This is a genomic window from Streptomyces sp. NPDC037013 (genome assembly GCF_055607265.1).
Genome location: NZ_JBVJRV010000009.1, coordinates 394675 through 410761, shown reverse-complemented (window position 1 = coordinate 410761; position 16087 = coordinate 394675). Strand labels below are relative to the sequence as shown.

Here is a 16087-nt window from a genome sequence, read left to right as displayed (position 1 = left end):
TTCTGCATGACGGATCGGCCGCTGGGGAATGCACGCCAGTGAGCCGGGGCGGCGTGAAGGTCCGGTTTGGCGAAGTTGGCGTAGAGGGGCGGGTTTCACGGGGGCGATTCCCTGCCTATCCTGAAGGGGACCCCCGGTCGCCCCGGCGACTGCACGATGAGGAGGACTCCGTGCCGCTCTCGGAGCACGAGCAGCGCATGCTCGAGCAGATGGAGCGAGCGCTGTACGCCGAAGATCCCAAGTTCGCGACAGCGCTTGAGGGAAGCGGGCTGCGTACGTACACCCGGAAGCGGGTCTACCAAGCGGTCGCGGGCTTCCTGGTGGGCATCGCCCTTCTCATGGCCGGAATGGTCGCCCAGCAGATCTGGATCAGCGTGGTGGGGTTCCTCGTCATGCTGGGCTGCGCGGTGCTCGCCGTCACCGGTTGGCGCAAGGCCCCGAAGCCGGGCGAACAGCCCGCGGGCGCGGCCGCCGCGCCGGGTGGGGCGCCGACCCGTCGGCAGGCGAGGCAGCGCCGCTCCGTCATGGACCGCATCGAGCAGCGGTGGCAGCGCCGCCGCGACGAACAGCAGGGCGGTCAGTGAGCGCAGCGGCTCACGACTGACCGAACAAACGTATGCACGTGTGGGGTGATCGCCCGGTCGGGTGATCACCCCACACGCGTCTGCGGACGACGCGGCGGCAGCCGGTCGGCTGAAGGACCGGTCGGGACCCGGTGGAGCGCTGGTCGAAGCTCCCGGGCACCGCGGAGACCCACGCGTACGGAGGTCCGCCTACGGAGGCCGATGCGTACGGAGGGCCGGGCCGGCCGGGCTGGAGGCGAGGCCGGCCAGCCCGGAGGCGAGACGGCCCGGCCGCCTCAGCCCCCTACCCGGCCCGCCGCGGCAGCCTGCGGGTGAGGGTCGTCCACCGCTTCACGCCCCGGTCGCGCCAGCGCGCGGTGAACGCGGCCCAGCGGTCCGAGACCGTCCAGACCACCCGCGCGGCCGAACGCGGCGCCAGCAGCGCCCGGAGCCTGGCCGCGCGCCCGACGGAGGCGTTCAGGCCATCCCGTACCAGCCCCACGTCGTCGGCGAGGCCCGTCGCGGGGTGCGGGTGCGGGGCGTAGAGCGCCTGCTCCACCGCAGCCGCGAGCCGGTGGACGGCCGCCGCGGGCCCCGCCGTCAGCTGCCCGACGCGGACGATCCGCGCGGCCGCCTTCCGCGGGGTCAGCGACTCGTCCGGCACGATGCCGTGGTCCCAGGCCGTATCGGTCGCCTCCAGCCAGGCCGCCAGCGTCCGGGCCGCCGGATCCGCCCCGTTGTGCCCGCCGGGCGCAAGGCGTACCGCCCGCGCCCGGGTCCGCCAGAGCAGGGGCAGCAGCGGCAACGCGAGGACGAGCAGCGCCCCGAGCGAGAGGCCGACGATCATCCCGATGGGCGGGCCGTCACCGCCCGAACCCACCGTGACCTGCGGTGCGGCGCTCTGGCAGCCGCCCTGCTTCTTCAGGTCGGGCGGGCAGGTGTCCGAAGCGGACGGCGCCGCGGACGGCTCGGACGAGGTGGCCGGCTCCGGCGCGTCCGGATCGCTCACGTCACCGGGGGGAATGTCCGAGCTCGTGTACTCGGGCGCCGTCCCACGGCTCGGGGTCGGCTCGAAGCGGGTCCAGCCCACCCCCTCGAAGTACAGCTCGGGCCAGGCGTGCGCGTCCCGCAGGCCCACCGACATCGAGCCGTCCGCCTGCGCGGTGCCCGGCGTGAAACCGACCGCGACCCGGGCCGGTATCCCCAGCGTCCGCGCCATGGAGGCCATCGCGAAGGAGAAGTGGACGCAGAAGCCCTCCTTCTGCTTGAGGAACCGCTCGATCGCCGAGGGCCCGCTGCCCGCGCGGACCCGCGTGTTGTACGAGAAGCCGCCGTCCGAGATGAAGTAATCCTGGAGCTTGACCGCCTGCTCGTACGGGTTCGCGGCGCCCTTGGTGACCCGGCGGGCCGTGGCGCCGACCATGGCGGGCAGCGAGTCGGGCACCTTGGTGAACTCGCGCCGCAGACTCTCCGGCGGCGCGGGCGCGGCCGCGAGCTGCTCGGCCGTGGGCTCCACGACCAGGCTCTTGACCTGGTACCGCGCGCCCCGCGTGGTCTGGCCCCGGTCGCCGACCAGGGCGCGGCCGACCGGCTCGTACCGCCAGCGGCCGCCGATCTTCACCTGGCTGGCGGGGAACGGCATCGGCAGCCAGTTCTGCGCGTAGTTCTCGGCGGCCGAGAGGTTCGTCTGGATCTCGGTCCTGCGCACCTCGGGGCTGAGCCCCAGGGGGGTCGGCAGCGGCGACGGCACGTCCTTGATGCGCCGGACCGTCGTCTTCCACGTCGTGCCGTCGAACTGGTCGAGCGAGACGATCCGCAGGTACAGGTCGTCGGTGCCCGTGGCGTTCGTGCGGTACGAGATGACCTCGCGGTCCTCCGGCTGGTTGAGGCTGTCCTGGAGCGCGACCAGCGGGTTCACCGCGGAGATCGTGCCGCCGCCGCCCGGACCCTCGCCGCCGGGACCGCCGGAGCCGCCGAGGAGGCCGCCGTCCAGGGCGGGCAGCGCCAGCGGCACCACCAGGGCGATGCCCAGGGCCACCGCGCCGATGCGGCGCCCGGTGCGCACCGGGGCGACCACCCCCGTACTGCTCTCGAGCCCGCCGGAGACCCGGCCCGGCGCACGCGCGGCGCCGCCGAACACCCGGCCCCACTGGGAGAGCCGGTCCCTCCCCTCCGCCAGGACCAGCAGCAGATACCCGGCGGCGGCCAGCAGGAACCACAGCCAGCCCGCGCCGCCCTCGGAGAGCCCGGCCGCGACCGAGTACAGGGCGAGCAGCGGCAGCCCGGCCGGGGCCGCCGTACGGAACGTCACCGCGAGCGCGTCCACGGCGAGGCCGACGATCAGGACGCCGCCGACCAGCATCAGCCGGATGCCGTCGCTCAGCGGGGCCGGGATCATGTACCGGCTGACGTCGTTGCCGCCCGCCTCAAGGAGCACGCCGAACCGGTGGAACACCTCGGGCCCGGGAAGCACCCCCGCGAGGGCCTGCTCGCGGGCGAAGACCAGGGTCAGCAGGAACAGCGAGACCAGTGCCTGCGCCGCCACGGTGAGCGGCCTGGGCAGCGGCAGCCACCGGGCGAGCGCCCCCGCCCCGCTCTGCAGCAGGAGCAGGATCACCGCCTGCAGGAACCACGTCGCCGGCTCGACGAGCGGCAGCAGCGACCCCGACGCCATGAGAGTGGCCGCGGTGGCACACACCGCGAGCCGTGCGCGTCCGCTCATGCCCGTACCCCGGCCTTCATGCCCGTACCCCGGTCCTCATGCCCATCCCCCGGTCGTCGTGCCCGCGGCGGGCGCCGGGCCCGCGCTCGTGCGGGCGTGGTCCGCCTGCCGCCACAGCTCCTCGAGACGCGCCCCCGGCAGCACCTCGAGCGCCGTCCAGCCCGCCTCGCGGAGCATCCGCACCCGCGCCGCCCCGCTGCCGACGGGCCCGCCCCCCGGGCCCTGCGCCCAGGCCGCGCTGTCCAGCACGAAGGCGACCGCGGAGCCGCTGCGCTGACGCATCTTGGCGACCACCGCCGCCTGCTCCTCCGCCAAGTCGCCGAGGAAGGCGACGAGGAGGCCTTCGTTGCCGCCGCGCAGCACGTCGTAGGCGCGGGAGAGACCGGCGCCGTCCGAGTGGTCGATCACCGCGAGGGTGTCCATCATCAGCCCGGCGGCGTCCGCGGACTCCTGGCTCGCGCCCGCGAAGCCGTCCGATCCCTCGCCCGGCACGGAGGTGCCGGTGTCGGTCAACAGGCGTACCGAGAAGCCTCGTTCGAGCATGTGCACCAGGGCGGAGGCCGTGCCCGACACCGCCCACTCGAAGGCCGAGTCCGGTCCCGCGCCGCGGAAGCCGATGCCCCGGGTGTCCAGGAGCACCGTGCAGCGTGCCCGCTGCGGCTGCTCCTCGCGGCGCACCATCAGCTCGCCGTAGCGGGCGGTGGAGCGCCAGTGGACCCGGCGCAGGTCGTCGCCGTGGCGGTACCCGCGCGGGATGACGTCGTCCTCACCGGCCAGCGCCAGCGAGCGGTTGCGCCCGTCGCCGTACCCCTTGGCCTCGCCGGTGAGCCGCACCGGCGGCAGCGCCTCCACGCGCGGGATGACGGTCAGGGTGTCGTACGTCGAGAAGGAACGCGTCAGTTCGCACATCCCGAACGGGTCCGTGAGACGGAGCTGCAGCGGCCCCAGCGGATAGCGCCCGCGCAGGTCGGAGCGGACCCGGTAGGACACCTCGCGCCGCCCGCCCGCCTCGACCCGGTCGAGCACGAACCGGGGCCGCGGACCGAGCACGTAGGGCACCCGGTCCTGGAGCATGAGCAGCCCGGTGGGCAGCCGCGAGACGTTGTCCATCCGCAGGTGGACGCGGGCCTCCGAACCGGCCGGCACCCGCGAGGGGGAGAGCCTGCGGCTGCCCGCGACGCGGTAGCGGGTGCGGAACAGCACGGTGGCGCAGACCAGAGGCAGCACGGCGAGCAGCAGCCCGACGCGCAGCAGATCGCTCTGGCCCAGGACATAGGCGCAGATGGCGGCGGCGACACCCGCCGCGAGAAAGGAACGCCCGCGGGTGGTCAGTCCCGCGAGTGCCGTGCGCAGCCCGCCTCGGTCGTCCTCGGCGGGGCCCGCCGGCGGCCCCCCGGCCGTCATCAGATCCTCCGGGCGCCGGGCGGCTGCTGGTTGAAGTAGGCGCCGTGGCCGGGCTGCGCCGCGGCGGGCACTGGGGTGTGCTGCAGGATCTCCAGGACGACGGATTCGGCCGTACGGCGGTTCAACTGGGCCTGCGCCGTGGGCAGCAGCCGGTGCGCGAGGACCGCGACGGCGAGTGCCTGCACGTCGTCGGGGAGGGCGAACTCCCGGCCGCTGAGCGCGGCGGAGGCCTTGGCGGCGCGCAGCAGGTGCAGGGTGGCGCGCGGGGAGGCCCCGAGTCTGAGGTCGGGGTGCTGGCGGGTGGCGGCGACCAGGTCCACCGCGTACCTCCGGATGGGTTCGGCCACGTGGACCGTGCGCACCGCGTCGATGAGCTTCACGATCTCGTGCGCGTGCGCCACCGGCTGGAGGTCGTCCAGGGGCGAGACGCCGCCGTGGATGTCGAGCATCTGCAGCTCGGCCTCCGGGCCCGGATAGCCGATCGAGACCCGGGCCATGAAGCGGTCGCGCTGCGCCTCGGGCAGCGGATAGGTGCCCTCCATCTCGACGGGGTTCTGGGTCGCCACCACCATGAAGGGGCTGGGCAGTTCGTAGGTCTGCCCGTCGATGGTGACCTGGCGCTCCTCCATGGACTCCAGGAGCGCGGACTGCGTCTTCGGAGACGCGCGGTTGATCTCGTCGCCGATCACGATCTGGGCGAAGATCGCGCCCGGTTTGAACTCGAAGTCCCTGCGCTGCTGGTCGAAGATCGAGACACCGGTGATGTCCGACGGCAGCAGATCCGGTGTGAACTGGATCCGTCGCACGGAGCAGTCGATGGAGCGCGCGAGCGCCTTGGCGAGCATGGTCTTGCCCACGCCCGGCACATCCTCGATGAGCAGGTGCCCCTCCGCCAGGAGCACGGTCAGCGAAAGCCGTACGACCTCTGGCTTGCCCTCGATCACACCCTCCACCGACCTGCGCACACGCTCCGCAGTGGCGGTCAGATCTGTGAGGCTCGCTCGATCGTCATAGGTCGTCACCCGGCCCTCCTCGGCCCTTCCCCACGCTCTTGAGGAGCAGGGAATACCCATTTCCGGGCCGCCACTCGTGCGCGCGACCCGGTACACCCCGAATTCACGGACATCACGCGTGAATGCTTCCGCGCGATGTCACCCCCGCATTGTTGTTGGGCATACCGGGTCGTGTCACTCGCCTGTGGATAACTGGCGCCGATTTGTCGGGTCTTACGCCTTTATGTCAGTCACGCAGGGTCGATCTCCCTGAGCAGGCCGGAGGTCACGTCGAACACGAAGCCGCGGACGTCGTCGGTGTGCGGCAGGAACGGCGAGGTCCGCACGCGCTGCATCGACTGCCGCACGTCCTGCTCGACGTCGCTGAAGGACTCCACCGCCCAGGAGGGACGCTGGCCGACCTCCATCTCCAGGTCGTGCCGGAAGTCCTCGGTGAGGGACTCCAGGCCGCAGTTGGTGTGGTGGATCAGCACGACGCTGCGGGTGCCGAGCGCGCGCTGGCTGATGGTGAGCGAACGGATCACGTCGTCGGTGACGACGCCGCCCGCGTTGCGGATGGTGTGACAGTCACCGAGTTCGAGGCCGAGAGCCCGGTGCAGGTCGATGCGGGCGTCCATGCAGGCGACGACGGCGACCCGCAGGACGGGGCGGGCGTCCATTCCGGGGTCGGTGAAGGCCGAGGCGTACTTCTCGTTCGCATCGACGAGGCGGTCGGTGACCGAACCGACGGCTATGTCACCGGTCGGCTCTGCGGTGGTGGGGTCCGAGGAGGCTGCGGTAGTCGACATACGCATGACGTTAATGGCCTGATTCCGCCGGGGCCCGCTGTGAGAAGGGACAAAGAACGTCAAAGACTCTTGTTGTGAGCTAACCCACAGACGTGTCGGGACTGCGCCGAACGGGTGACGAAGCCGCTTTCGTGCCCCCGCGCGGGACCGGCCCGCGACGCGCAGGCCGGTTGATTGACCGGGCGACACCGTGGACTAAAGTGACGCGAAGCGGGAGACGTGACCTGCTCCCTGCTGGACCGCACATCCCGGGGATTTCCTGAATCCCCCCACGTGCGCGGCGCGTACGTACGGCTCGGCCTCCTCCCGCTCCCGGTCGGCTGACGCCACTTCCCCGGCGCCAGCAGTCCATTCCCCTTCACGGAGCGGGCGGGGACCCGGCGGTACGTGCCCGCCGCGCCGGACCTGAGAGGGCCCCTTGAGCGACAACAGCCGACACGTCCCGGTGATGCTCCAGCGGTGCCTGGACATGTTGGCCCCCGCGCTCGCCGAGCCGGGCGCCGTCGTCGTCGACTGCACCCTCGGCCTCGGCGGACACAGCGAGGCCCTCCTCGCCACCTTCCCGTCCGCCCGCCTCATCGCCCTGGACCGCGACAAGGAGGCGCTGCGCCTCTCCGGCGAGCGGCTCGCCCCCTACGGCGACCGGGCCACCCTGGTGCACGCCGTCTACGACGAACTCCCCGACGTCCTTGACCGCCTCGACGTCCCGCGCGTGCAGGGCGTCCTCTTCGACCTCGGCGTCTCCTCCATGCAACTGGACGAGGCCGACCGCGGCTTCGCCTACGCCCAGGACGCCCCCCTGGACATGCGCATGGACCAGACGACCGGCATCAGCGCCGCCGAGGTCCTCAACACCTACGCGCCCGGCGAACTGGTGCGGATCCTGCGGGCGTACGGCGAGGAGAAGCAGGCCAAGCGCATCGTGAGCGCCATCGTCCGCGAGCGCGAGAAGGAGCCGTTCAGCAACAGCGCGCGGCTCGTCGAGCTCATCCGCGACGCGCTGCCGCAGGCCGCCAAGCGCACCGGCGGCAACCCCGCCAAGCGCACCTTCCAGGCCCTGCGCATCGAGGTCAACGGCGAGCTGAGCGTCCTCGAACGCGCGGTGCCCGCCGCGGTGCGGGCGCTCGCCGTCGGCGGCCGCATCGCCGTCCTGTCGTACCAGTCCCTGGAGGACCGGCTGGTCAAGCAGGTCTTCGCGGCCGGCGCCGCGACGACCGCGCCGCCCGGACTGCCCGTCGTCCCCGAGCGCTACCAACCGCGGCTCAAGCTCCTGACGCGCGGTGCCGAACTCCCCACCGAGGAGGAGATCGCCGAGAACCGCAGGGCGGCCCCGGCGCGGCTGCGCGGCGCACTGCGCATCCGTGAGGACGTCGGGTAGGGCCCGCCCGACCGGCCCGGACACCGTCCGCCGGGCACAACCCGCTGATCAGAGTCCGCGAGGAGGCTCCCATGAGCAAGAAGCCCCAGCTGCGGGGGAGGGCCGCCCGCCTCGCGCGACTGCTGCCGCAGGGCCCCGACAACCAGGCCGCGCGCACCCCCTTCGTCCTCCTCGTCGTCCTGCTCCTGGGGGGTGGCCTGATCGGACTGCTCATCCTGAACTCTTCCCTCAACGAAGGCTCGTTCCAGGTGAGCGAGTTGAAGAAGGAGACCAAGGACCTCACCGAGGAGAAGCAGGAACTCCAGCGGGACGTGGACGGCTACGCGGCCCCCGACGCCCTCCAGCGCCGCGCCCGCGAGCTCGGCATGGTCCCCGGCGGCGATCCGGCCTTCCTCGACCCCGACGGCACCGTGCGTGGCGTGCCCGGCGCCGCGACCCGCCCCTCCTCGATGCGCTATCCCGCCCCGCGCCCCCAGGAGGTGGCGTCCCCGGCGGCCACCGTCTCCATCCCGGTCACGCCCCCGCCCTTGCCGCCGGCCCCCGCCCCATCCGCCCCGGCCCCCGCGGCGCGGCCGTCCGGCGGCGCCCCCGGCCCCGCCACCCCCGCACCCACGACCCCCGGCCCCACGACGACCTCCGGCAGGTGACACAAGTGTCCGACAGGGAACCCCCGCGGCGCCGGGTGCCAGGACCCGCGAGGCCCGGCCGCGCAGGCACCCCCCGCCGCCCCGCCACCCGCCGCCCCGCCGCCAAGGGCAAGGGCCGCACCATCCGCCTGGGCAGCCCCCGGCCCCGGCTGCGCATGGTCAGCCTCGGCCTGACGCTGGTGATGCTGGCCTTCGTCGTACGGCTGCTGCAGGTGCAGGCCGTCGACGCCAGCGCGTACGCCGCCAAGGCCGAGAAGAACCGCTACTTCACCCACACGCTGGCCGCCGAGCGCGGGCGCATCACCGACCGCGGCGGCGTCGAACTGGCCGCCAGCGTGGACGCGTACGACATCACCGCCGACCCCACGCTGTTCACGCCGAAGGAGATGAAGACCAAGGACGCACCCGAACAGGCGGCCGCGCTCCTCGGCCCGATCCTCGGCAAGCCCGTCGACGAGCTGACGAAGAAGCTGAAGACCCCGGACACCCGGTACGTCCTCCTCGCCCGCCGCCAGACCCCCCAGGTGTGGAAGCAGATCAAGGACCTGCGCGGCGCGCTCGGCGAGCGGGCGGCCCTGGACCCGGACTCCCCGAACGTGCTGGCCGGCGTCCTCGCCGACCCGAGCAGCAAGCGGGTCTACCCGAACGACGAACTGGCCGCCGGGATACTGGGCTGGGTCAACGCCGACGGCAAGGGCGCGGGCGGCCTGGAGCAGCAGCTCGACAAGCAGCTCGCGGGCGAGGACGGCAAGATCAAGTACGCCCAGTCCGGCGGCCGCAGGGTACCCACCGCGGGCTCCACGGAGACGCCCGCCGTGCCCGGCTCCGACATCGAGCTCACCATCGACCGCGACATCCAGTGGGCCGCGCAGAACGCCATCAGCGAGCAGGTCAGGAAGTCCAAGGCGGACCGCGGTTACGTGATAGTGCAGGACACCCGGACCGGCGAGGTCCTCGCGATGGCCAACGCCCCCGGCTTCGACCCGAACGACCTCTCGCAGGCCAACGGCGCCGCGCTCGGCAACGCCTCCCTCCAGGACGCCTTCGAGCCGGGCTCCACCGCCAAGGTCATGTCGATGGCCGCCGTCCTGGAGGAGAACGCGGCCACGCCCGGCACCCACGTGACCGTCCCCAACCGGCTGCACCGCGGCGACCGGCTCTTCCAGGACGACATCGACCACCCGACCTGGCAGCTGACGCTCAACGGCGTGCTCGCCAAGTCCTCCAACATCGGCACGATCCTCGCCACCGGAGAGCTGGGCAAGACGCAGAAGGAGACCAACCAGGTCCTCTACTCGTATCTGCGCAAGTTCGGCATCGGCAGGGAGACCGGCCTCGGCTTCCCCGGCGAGACCCCCGGCATCTTCGCGCCCGCCGCCAAGTGGTCCACCTCGCAGCAGTTCACGATCCCCTTCGGCCAGGGCTTCTCGATCAACGCCATGCAGGCGACCTCGGTCTACTCGACCATCGCCAACGGCGGCGTACGCGTCGAGCCCACGCTGGTGCGCGGCGCCAAGGGCCCGGACGGCCGCTTCACGCCCGCCCCGAGGCCCAAGAAGACCCGGGTGGTCAGCGACAAGACCGCCAGGACCCTCTCGCAGATGCTCGAATCCGTCGTCGACGACGAAGAGGGCACCGGCGCCAAGGCCCGCATCCCCGGCTACCGCGTCGCCGGCAAGACCGGTACGGCCAACCGGGTCGATCCGGCCACCGGCCGCTACAAGGGCTACACCTCGTCCTTCGCCGGCTTCGCGCCCGCCGACAAGCCCCGCGTCACGGTCTACTGCGCGATCCAGAATGCCACCAGGGGCAGCTACTTCGGCGGCCAGATCTGCGGACCCATCTACAAGGAAGTCATGGAGTTCGCCCTCAAGACGCTCCAAGTCCCGCCCACCGGCAGCAAGCCGGCCCGCCTCCCGGTGACCTTCAAGCCCTGAGACCGACCGGCGACCCCCGAGACCGACCAGGAACCACCCGTGACAACGATCACCCCGGACCCGGGGAACCGCCCCGCGCCACGCCCCTCACTTCGCCCTGAGCCGGGTGCGCCCGGTACGCTCACCGCCGTGCCACACGCTGATCAGTCCCAAACCACCCAGAAGGGCGCTCCCGTGACATACCCGGGACCGCCGCGGCCCGTGCAGGTCTCCGCGGCCTCACTGACGGAACTCGCGGACCAGCTGGGCGTCGCGGTCGCGACAGGCGCCGGGAGCGCGGAGATCACGGGCATCACGCACGACTCCCGCGCGGTGCGCCCCGGCGACATCTACGCCGCGCTGCCCGGCGCCCGGATGCACGGCGCCGACTTCGTCGCGCAGGCCGCCGACCTCGGCGCCGCGGCGATCCTCACCGATCCGACCGGCGCCGAACGCGCCGCCGCGACCGGCCTGCCGGTCCTGGTCGTCGACAGCCCGCGCGCCCGCATGGGTGAGCTGGCCGCGACCGTCTACGGCCACCCGGGCCGCGACCTGCTGCAGATCGGCATCACCGGCACCTCCGGCAAGACCACCACCGCGTACCTGATCGAGGGCGGCCTCAAGGGCATCCGCTCGACCGGTCTCATCGGCACGGTCGAGATGCGCATCGGCGACGAGCGCATCAAGTCGGAGCGCACCACCCCCGAAGCCACCGACCTCCAGGCGCTGTTCGCGGTGATGCGCGAGCGCGGCGTCGAGGCCGTCGCCATGGAGGTCTCCAGCCACGCGCTGGTGCTCGGGCGGGTGGACGGCTGCGTCTTCGACGTCGCCGTCTTCAACAACCTCAGCCCGGAGCACATGGAGTTCCACTCCGGCATGGAGGACTACTTCCAGGCCAAGGCGCAGCTGTTCACCAAGCTCCGCTCGCGCGTCGGAGTGGTCAACTTCGACGACGAGTACGGGCGCCGGCTCATCACCGAGTCCGAGGTGCCCGTCACCACCTTCTCCGCCGAGGGCCACCCCGACGCCGACTGGCGTGCCGAGGACGTCGAGGTCGGGCCGCTCGACTCGACCTTCGTCGCGGTCGGCCCCAAGGGCGAGCGGATCACCGCGCGGTCGCCGCTGGCCGGCCCCTTCAACGTCGCCAACACCCTCGCCGCCATCGTCGCGCTGGCCGTCGCCGGCATCGACCCGCAGCAGGCCGCCGACGGCGTCGCCGCGGTACCCGGCGTGCCGGGCCGCCTGGAGCGCGTCGACGCGGGCCAGCCCTACCTCGCCGTCGTCGACTACGCGCACAAGACGGACGCCGTCGAATCGGTCCTGCGCGCCCTGCGCAAGGTCACCGAGGGCAAGCTGCACATCGTGCTCGGCTGCGGCGGCGACCGCGACAAGACCAAGCGGATGCCGATGGGCGCGGCCGCGGCCCGCCTCGCCGACACCGCCGTACTGACCTCCGACAACCCCCGTGGCGAGGACCCCCTCGCGATCCTCGCCACGATGCTCGCCGGCGCCGCCGAGGTGCCGGCCCACGAGCGCGGCGACGTCGCCGTGTTCGAGGACCGGGCCGCCGCCATCCGCGCGGCCGTCGTGCGCGCGCGACCGGGCGACACCGTCCTCGTCGCGGGCAAGGGACACGAGCAGGGACAGGACATCGCCGGGGTGGTGCGTCCCTTCGACGACCGCCAGGTGCTTCGCGAAGCTATCCAGCAAACCCAGGGATGAAGTTGTGATCGCCCTCTCCCTCGCCGAGATCGCCAGCGTCGTCGGCGGGCAGACGTACGACATACCGGATCCGGCCGTCCAGGTCACCGGACCCGTCGTCCGGGACTCCCGTGAGGTGGAGCCCGGCAGCCTCTTCGTCGCCTTCGTCGGCGAGCGCGTCGACGGCCACGACTACGCGGCCGACGTGGTCGCCGCGGGCGCGGTCGCCGTACTGGCCTCGCGGCCCGTCGGCGTGCCCGCCGTCGTCGTCGACGACGTCCAGGCGGCCCTCGGCGCCCTCGCGCGCCACGTCGTGAGGCGGCTCGGCGCGACACTGGTGGCGCTGACCGGCTCCGTCGGCAAGACCAGCTCCAAGGACCTGCTCGCGCAGGTGCTGCGGCGCAAGGCACCGACGGTCTTCACGCCGGGCTCGCTGAACAACGAGATCGGTCTGCCGCTCACCGCGCTCAGCGCCACGGACGAGACGCGTTTCCTCGTCCTGGAGATGGGGGCGCGCAAAATCGGCCACATCCGCTACCTCACCGAGCTCACCCCGCCCAAGATCGGCCTCGTCCTGAACGTCGGCACCGCCCACATCGGCGAGTTCGGCGGCCGCGAGCAGATCGCACAAGCGAAGGGCGAGCTGGTCGAGTCGCTGCCCGAGGACGGCGCCGCGGTCCTCAACGCCGACGACCCCCTGGTCCGCGCGATGGCCTCCCGTACGAAGGCCCGCGTGATCCTCTTCGGAGAGGCCGAGGACGCCGACGTACGCGCGGAGAATGTCCGGCTCACGGAGAACGGACAGCCCGCTTTTACGCTGCACACACCCTCCGGGTGCAGCGACGTGACCTTGCGGCTGTACGGTGAGCACCACGTGTCGAACGCGCTTGCCGCGGCCGCCGTCGCCCATGAGCTGGGCATGTCCGTCGACGAGATCGCCCTCGCGCTCTCCGAGGCGGGCACGCTGTCCCGCTGGCGGATGGAGGTCACCGAGCGCCCGGACGGCGTGACGGTCGTCAACGACGCCTACAACGCGAACCCCGAGTCCATGCGAGCGGCGCTGCGCGCGCTCGTGGCCATGGGCAAGGGACGTCGTACGTGGGCGGTGCTCGGTCAGATGGCCGAGCTCGGGGACGACGGTCTCGCCGAGCACGACGCGGTCGGACGCCTTGCCGTCCGGCTCAACGTGAGCAAGCTCGTGGCAGTCGGGGGCAGGGAAGCGTCCTGGCTCCAACTGGGCGCATACAACGAGGGTTCGTGGGGTGAGGAGTCGGTGCACGTGTCCGACGCACAGGCGGCGATCGACCTGCTGCGCAGCGAGCTGCGCCCGGGAGACGTCGTGCTGGTGAAGGCGTCCAGGTCGGTCGGTCTCGAGCAGGTCGCCACGGCGCTGCTCGACGGCGCCGCGATGTCTTCTGAGGGGCAGGTCTCCGGCCGATGAGGCAGATCCTCTTCGCGGGTGTGATCGGGCTCTTCCTGACCCTGGTCGGCACCCCGCTGCTGATCAAGCTCCTGGCCCGCAAGGGCTATGGCCAGTTCATCCGGGACGACGGCCCGCGCGAGCACCACAGCAAGCGCGGTACGCCGACCATGGGTGGTATCGCCTTCATCCTGGCGACGCTCATCGCGTACTTCCTCACGAAGATCATCACCGGTACGGAGACCACGCTCTCCGGCCTCCTGGTGCTCTTCCTGATGGCGGGCATGGGCCTCGTCGGCTTCCTCGACGACTACATCAAGATCGTCAAGCAGCGCTCGCTCGGTCTGCGCGCCAAGGCGAAGATGGCCGGCCAGCTGATCGTCGGCATCGGCTTCGCCGTGCTCGCGCTGAACTGGCCGGACAACCGCAACCAGACCCCGGCCTCCACCAAGCTGTCGTTCGTCACGGACTTCGGCTGGTCGATCGGCCCGGTCCTGTTCGTGGTCTGGGCGCTGTTCATGATCCTCGCGATGTCGAACGGCGTGAACCTCACCGACGGTCTTGACGGCCTCGCCACCGGCGCCTCCGTGATGGTCTTCGGCGCCTACACCTTCATCGGCGTCTGGCAGTACCAGGAGTCCTGCGCCAACGCGACGACGCTGACCAACCCGCAGGCCTGCTTCGAGGTCAGGGACCCGCTCGACCTCGCGGTCGTGGCCTCCGCCCTGATGGGCGCCTGCTTCGGCTTCCTGTGGTGGAACACCTCGCCCGCCAAGATCTTCATGGGCGACACCGGCTCGCTCGCCCTCGGCGGCGCGCTCGCGGGCCTCGCGATCTGCTCCCGCACGGAGCTGCTCCTCGCGCTGCTCGGCGGCCTCTTCGTCCTGATCACCATGTCGGTCGTCATCCAGGTCGGCTCGTTCCGGATGACCGGTAAGCGCGTCTTCCGCATGGCGCCGCTCCAGCACCACTTCGAACTCAAGGGGTGGTCCGAAGTCCTTGTGGTGGTCCGCTTCTGGATCATCCAGGGCATGTGCGTGATCGTCGGCCTGGGTCTCTTCTACGCGGGATGGGCAGCCGAAAAGTGACCACTGCGTCCGACTGGCAGGGCAAGAACATCACCGTCGCCGGTCTCGGCGTGAGCGGCATCAGCGCCGCCCGCGCCCTGGCCGGCCTCGGCGCGTCGGTGACCGTCGTGGACGGCGGCTCGGGAGCGGCGCACGAGGAGCGCGCCGCCGCCCTGCGGGCCGAGGGCGTCTCCGTACGTCTGGGCGACGCCGAGACGCTCCCCGCGGGCACCGACCTGGTGGTCACCTCGCCGGGCTGGAAGCCCTCCTCGCCGCTCTTCGCGGCGGCCGCGGAGGCGGGCGTGGACGTCATCGGCGACGTCGAGGTCGCCTGGCGGCTGCGCGGCCCCGGCGCGGCCCCCTGGCTCGCCGTCACGGGCACCAACGGCAAGACCACGACCACGCGGATGCTCGCCTCGATCCTGACGGCGGCGGGGCTGCGCACGGCGGCGGTCGGCAACATCGGCACCCCGATCGTGGACGTCGTCCTGGAAGGCGACGACGCGTACGACGTGTTCGCCGTCGAGCTCTCCTCGTACCAGCTGCACTGGGCGCCCTCCCTGCGCGCCCACTCCGCCGCCGTCCTGAACCTCGCGCCCGACCACCTCGACTGGCACGGCTCCATGGAGGCGTACGCCGCCGACAAGGGCCGCGTCTACGAGGGGAACCAGGTCGCCTGCGTCTACAACGCGGACGCCCGCGACAAGCCGTCCACCGAGGACCTGGTCCGCGAGGCCGACGTCGAAGAGGGCTGCCGCGCCATCGGTTTCACGCTGAACGCGCCCGCGCCCTCGCAACTCGGCGTCGTCGACGGCATCCTGGTCGACCGTGCCTTCGTGCCGGACCGCCAGAAGCAGGCCCAGGAGCTCGCCGAGATCTCCGACGTCCAGCCGCCCGCGCCGCACAACATCGCCAACGCGCTGGCCGCGGCGGCCCTCGCCCGCGCCTTCGGCGTCGAGGCCACCGCCGTCCGTGACGGGCTGCGCGCCTTCCGCCCGGACGCCCACCGCATCGAGCACGTCGCCGACGTCGAAGGCGTCGCCTACGTCGACGACTCCAAGGCCACCAACACCCACGCGGCCGAGGCCTCGTTGGCCTCGTACGAGTCGATCGTCTGGATCGCGGGCGGCCTCGCCAAGGGGGCCACCTTCGACGGGCTCGTCACCCAGGCGGCCAAGCGGCTGCGGGCCGCCGTCCTCATCGGCGCCGACCGCGCGCTGATCCGCGAAGCCCTCGCGCGACACGCGCCCGAGGTCCCGGTCGTCGACCTCGACCGGACCGACACTGGGGCGATGTCCGAGGCGGTACGGCGGGCGGCGGAGCTGGCTCAGCCGGGGGACACCGTGCTGATGGCTCCGGCCTGTGCGTCGATGGACATGTTCACCAACTACAACAAGCGTGGTGAAGCGTTCGCGGACGCCGTCCGCGAACTCGGCGCCACGCGCGCCTGACCGGGCCGACCGCCCGG

General features: G+C 72.3%; 12 protein-coding genes. 8 read left to right on the top strand and 4 right to left on the bottom strand.

Annotated features, from left to right (window positions below):
- Positions 1 to 170 precede the first annotated feature (170 nt).
- Positions 171 to 584 (top strand): DUF3040 domain-containing protein, encoded by a 414-nt coding sequence (locus tag ACZ7DY_RS32455; RefSeq protein ID WP_471141771.1) that lies wholly within the window; start codon positions 171 to 173, stop codon positions 582 to 584.
- 283 nt (positions 585 to 867) lie between these two features.
- On the opposite strand, the gene ACZ7DY_RS32450 is transcribed toward ACZ7DY_RS32455, so the two are convergent.
- From ACZ7DY_RS32450 to ACZ7DY_RS32435, 4 genes are all read right to left on the bottom strand, one after another.
- Positions 868 to 3285 carry a transglutaminase TgpA family protein gene (locus ACZ7DY_RS32450; RefSeq protein ID WP_471141768.1) on the bottom strand — a complete coding sequence of 806 codons (2418 nt, stop codon included), beginning with the start codon at positions 3283 to 3285 and terminating at the stop codon, positions 868 to 870.
- A gap of 36 nt (positions 3286 to 3321) precedes the next feature.
- Positions 3322 to 4689 (bottom strand): DUF58 domain-containing protein, encoded by a 1368-nt coding sequence (locus ACZ7DY_RS32445; protein WP_471141766.1) that lies wholly within the window; start codon positions 4687 to 4689, stop codon positions 3322 to 3324.
- Positions 4689 to 5711, bottom strand: a complete 1023-nt coding sequence (locus tag ACZ7DY_RS32440) for an AAA family ATPase (protein ID WP_471141763.1) — start codon at positions 5709 to 5711, stop codon at positions 4689 to 4691. The genes ACZ7DY_RS32445 and ACZ7DY_RS32440 overlap by 1 nt, the downstream gene beginning before the upstream one ends.
- A 221-nt stretch (positions 5712 to 5932) precedes the next feature.
- Complete coding sequence (locus tag ACZ7DY_RS32435) at positions 5933 to 6553, bottom strand: beta-class carbonic anhydrase (RefSeq protein WP_471141762.1); 621 nt, start codon at positions 6551 to 6553, stop codon at positions 5933 to 5935.
- Positions 6554 to 6908: 355 nt separating this feature from the next.
- Between ACZ7DY_RS32435 and rsmH the strand changes: the two genes are divergently transcribed.
- From rsmH to murD, 7 genes are all read left to right on the top strand, one after another.
- Entirely contained in the window at positions 6909 to 7868 is a 960-nt protein-coding gene (gene rsmH / locus ACZ7DY_RS32430; RefSeq protein WP_471141760.1) for a 16S rRNA (cytosine(1402)-N(4))-methyltransferase RsmH, read from the top strand.
- A 71-nt stretch (positions 7869 to 7939) separates the two neighbouring features.
- Complete coding sequence (gene ftsL, locus ACZ7DY_RS32425; RefSeq protein ID WP_471141757.1) at positions 7940 to 8515, top strand: cell division protein FtsL; 576 nt, start codon at positions 7940 to 7942, stop codon at positions 8513 to 8515.
- Positions 8516 to 8520: 5 nt separating this feature from the next.
- The gene (locus ACZ7DY_RS32420; RefSeq protein ID WP_471141754.1) at positions 8521 to 10452 is read left to right on the top strand and encodes a peptidoglycan D,D-transpeptidase FtsI family protein; all 1932 of its coding nucleotides are present in this window, start codon (positions 8521 to 8523) and stop codon (positions 10450 to 10452) included.
- 39 nt (positions 10453 to 10491) lie between these two features.
- Positions 10492 to 12153, top strand: a complete 1662-nt coding sequence (locus ACZ7DY_RS32415; RefSeq protein ID WP_471141752.1) for a UDP-N-acetylmuramoyl-L-alanyl-D-glutamate--2,6-diaminopimelate ligase — start codon at positions 10492 to 10494, stop codon at positions 12151 to 12153.
- Positions 12154 to 12157: 4 nt separating this feature from the next.
- Positions 12158 to 13573, top strand: a complete 1416-nt coding sequence (locus tag ACZ7DY_RS32410; RefSeq protein WP_471141750.1) for a UDP-N-acetylmuramoyl-tripeptide--D-alanyl-D-alanine ligase — start codon at positions 12158 to 12160, stop codon at positions 13571 to 13573.
- The gene (gene mraY / locus ACZ7DY_RS32405) at positions 13570 to 14640 is read left to right on the top strand and encodes a phospho-N-acetylmuramoyl-pentapeptide-transferase (protein ID WP_219688556.1); all 1071 of its coding nucleotides are present in this window, start codon (positions 13570 to 13572) and stop codon (positions 14638 to 14640) included. The genes ACZ7DY_RS32410 and mraY overlap by 4 nt, the downstream gene beginning before the upstream one ends.
- Complete coding sequence (gene murD, locus ACZ7DY_RS32400) at positions 14637 to 16070, top strand: UDP-N-acetylmuramoyl-L-alanine--D-glutamate ligase (protein ID WP_471141747.1); 1434 nt, start codon at positions 14637 to 14639, stop codon at positions 16068 to 16070. Before mraY ends, murD begins: the two co-directional genes overlap by 4 nt.
- The last annotated feature ends 17 nt before the right edge of the window (positions 16071 to 16087 follow it).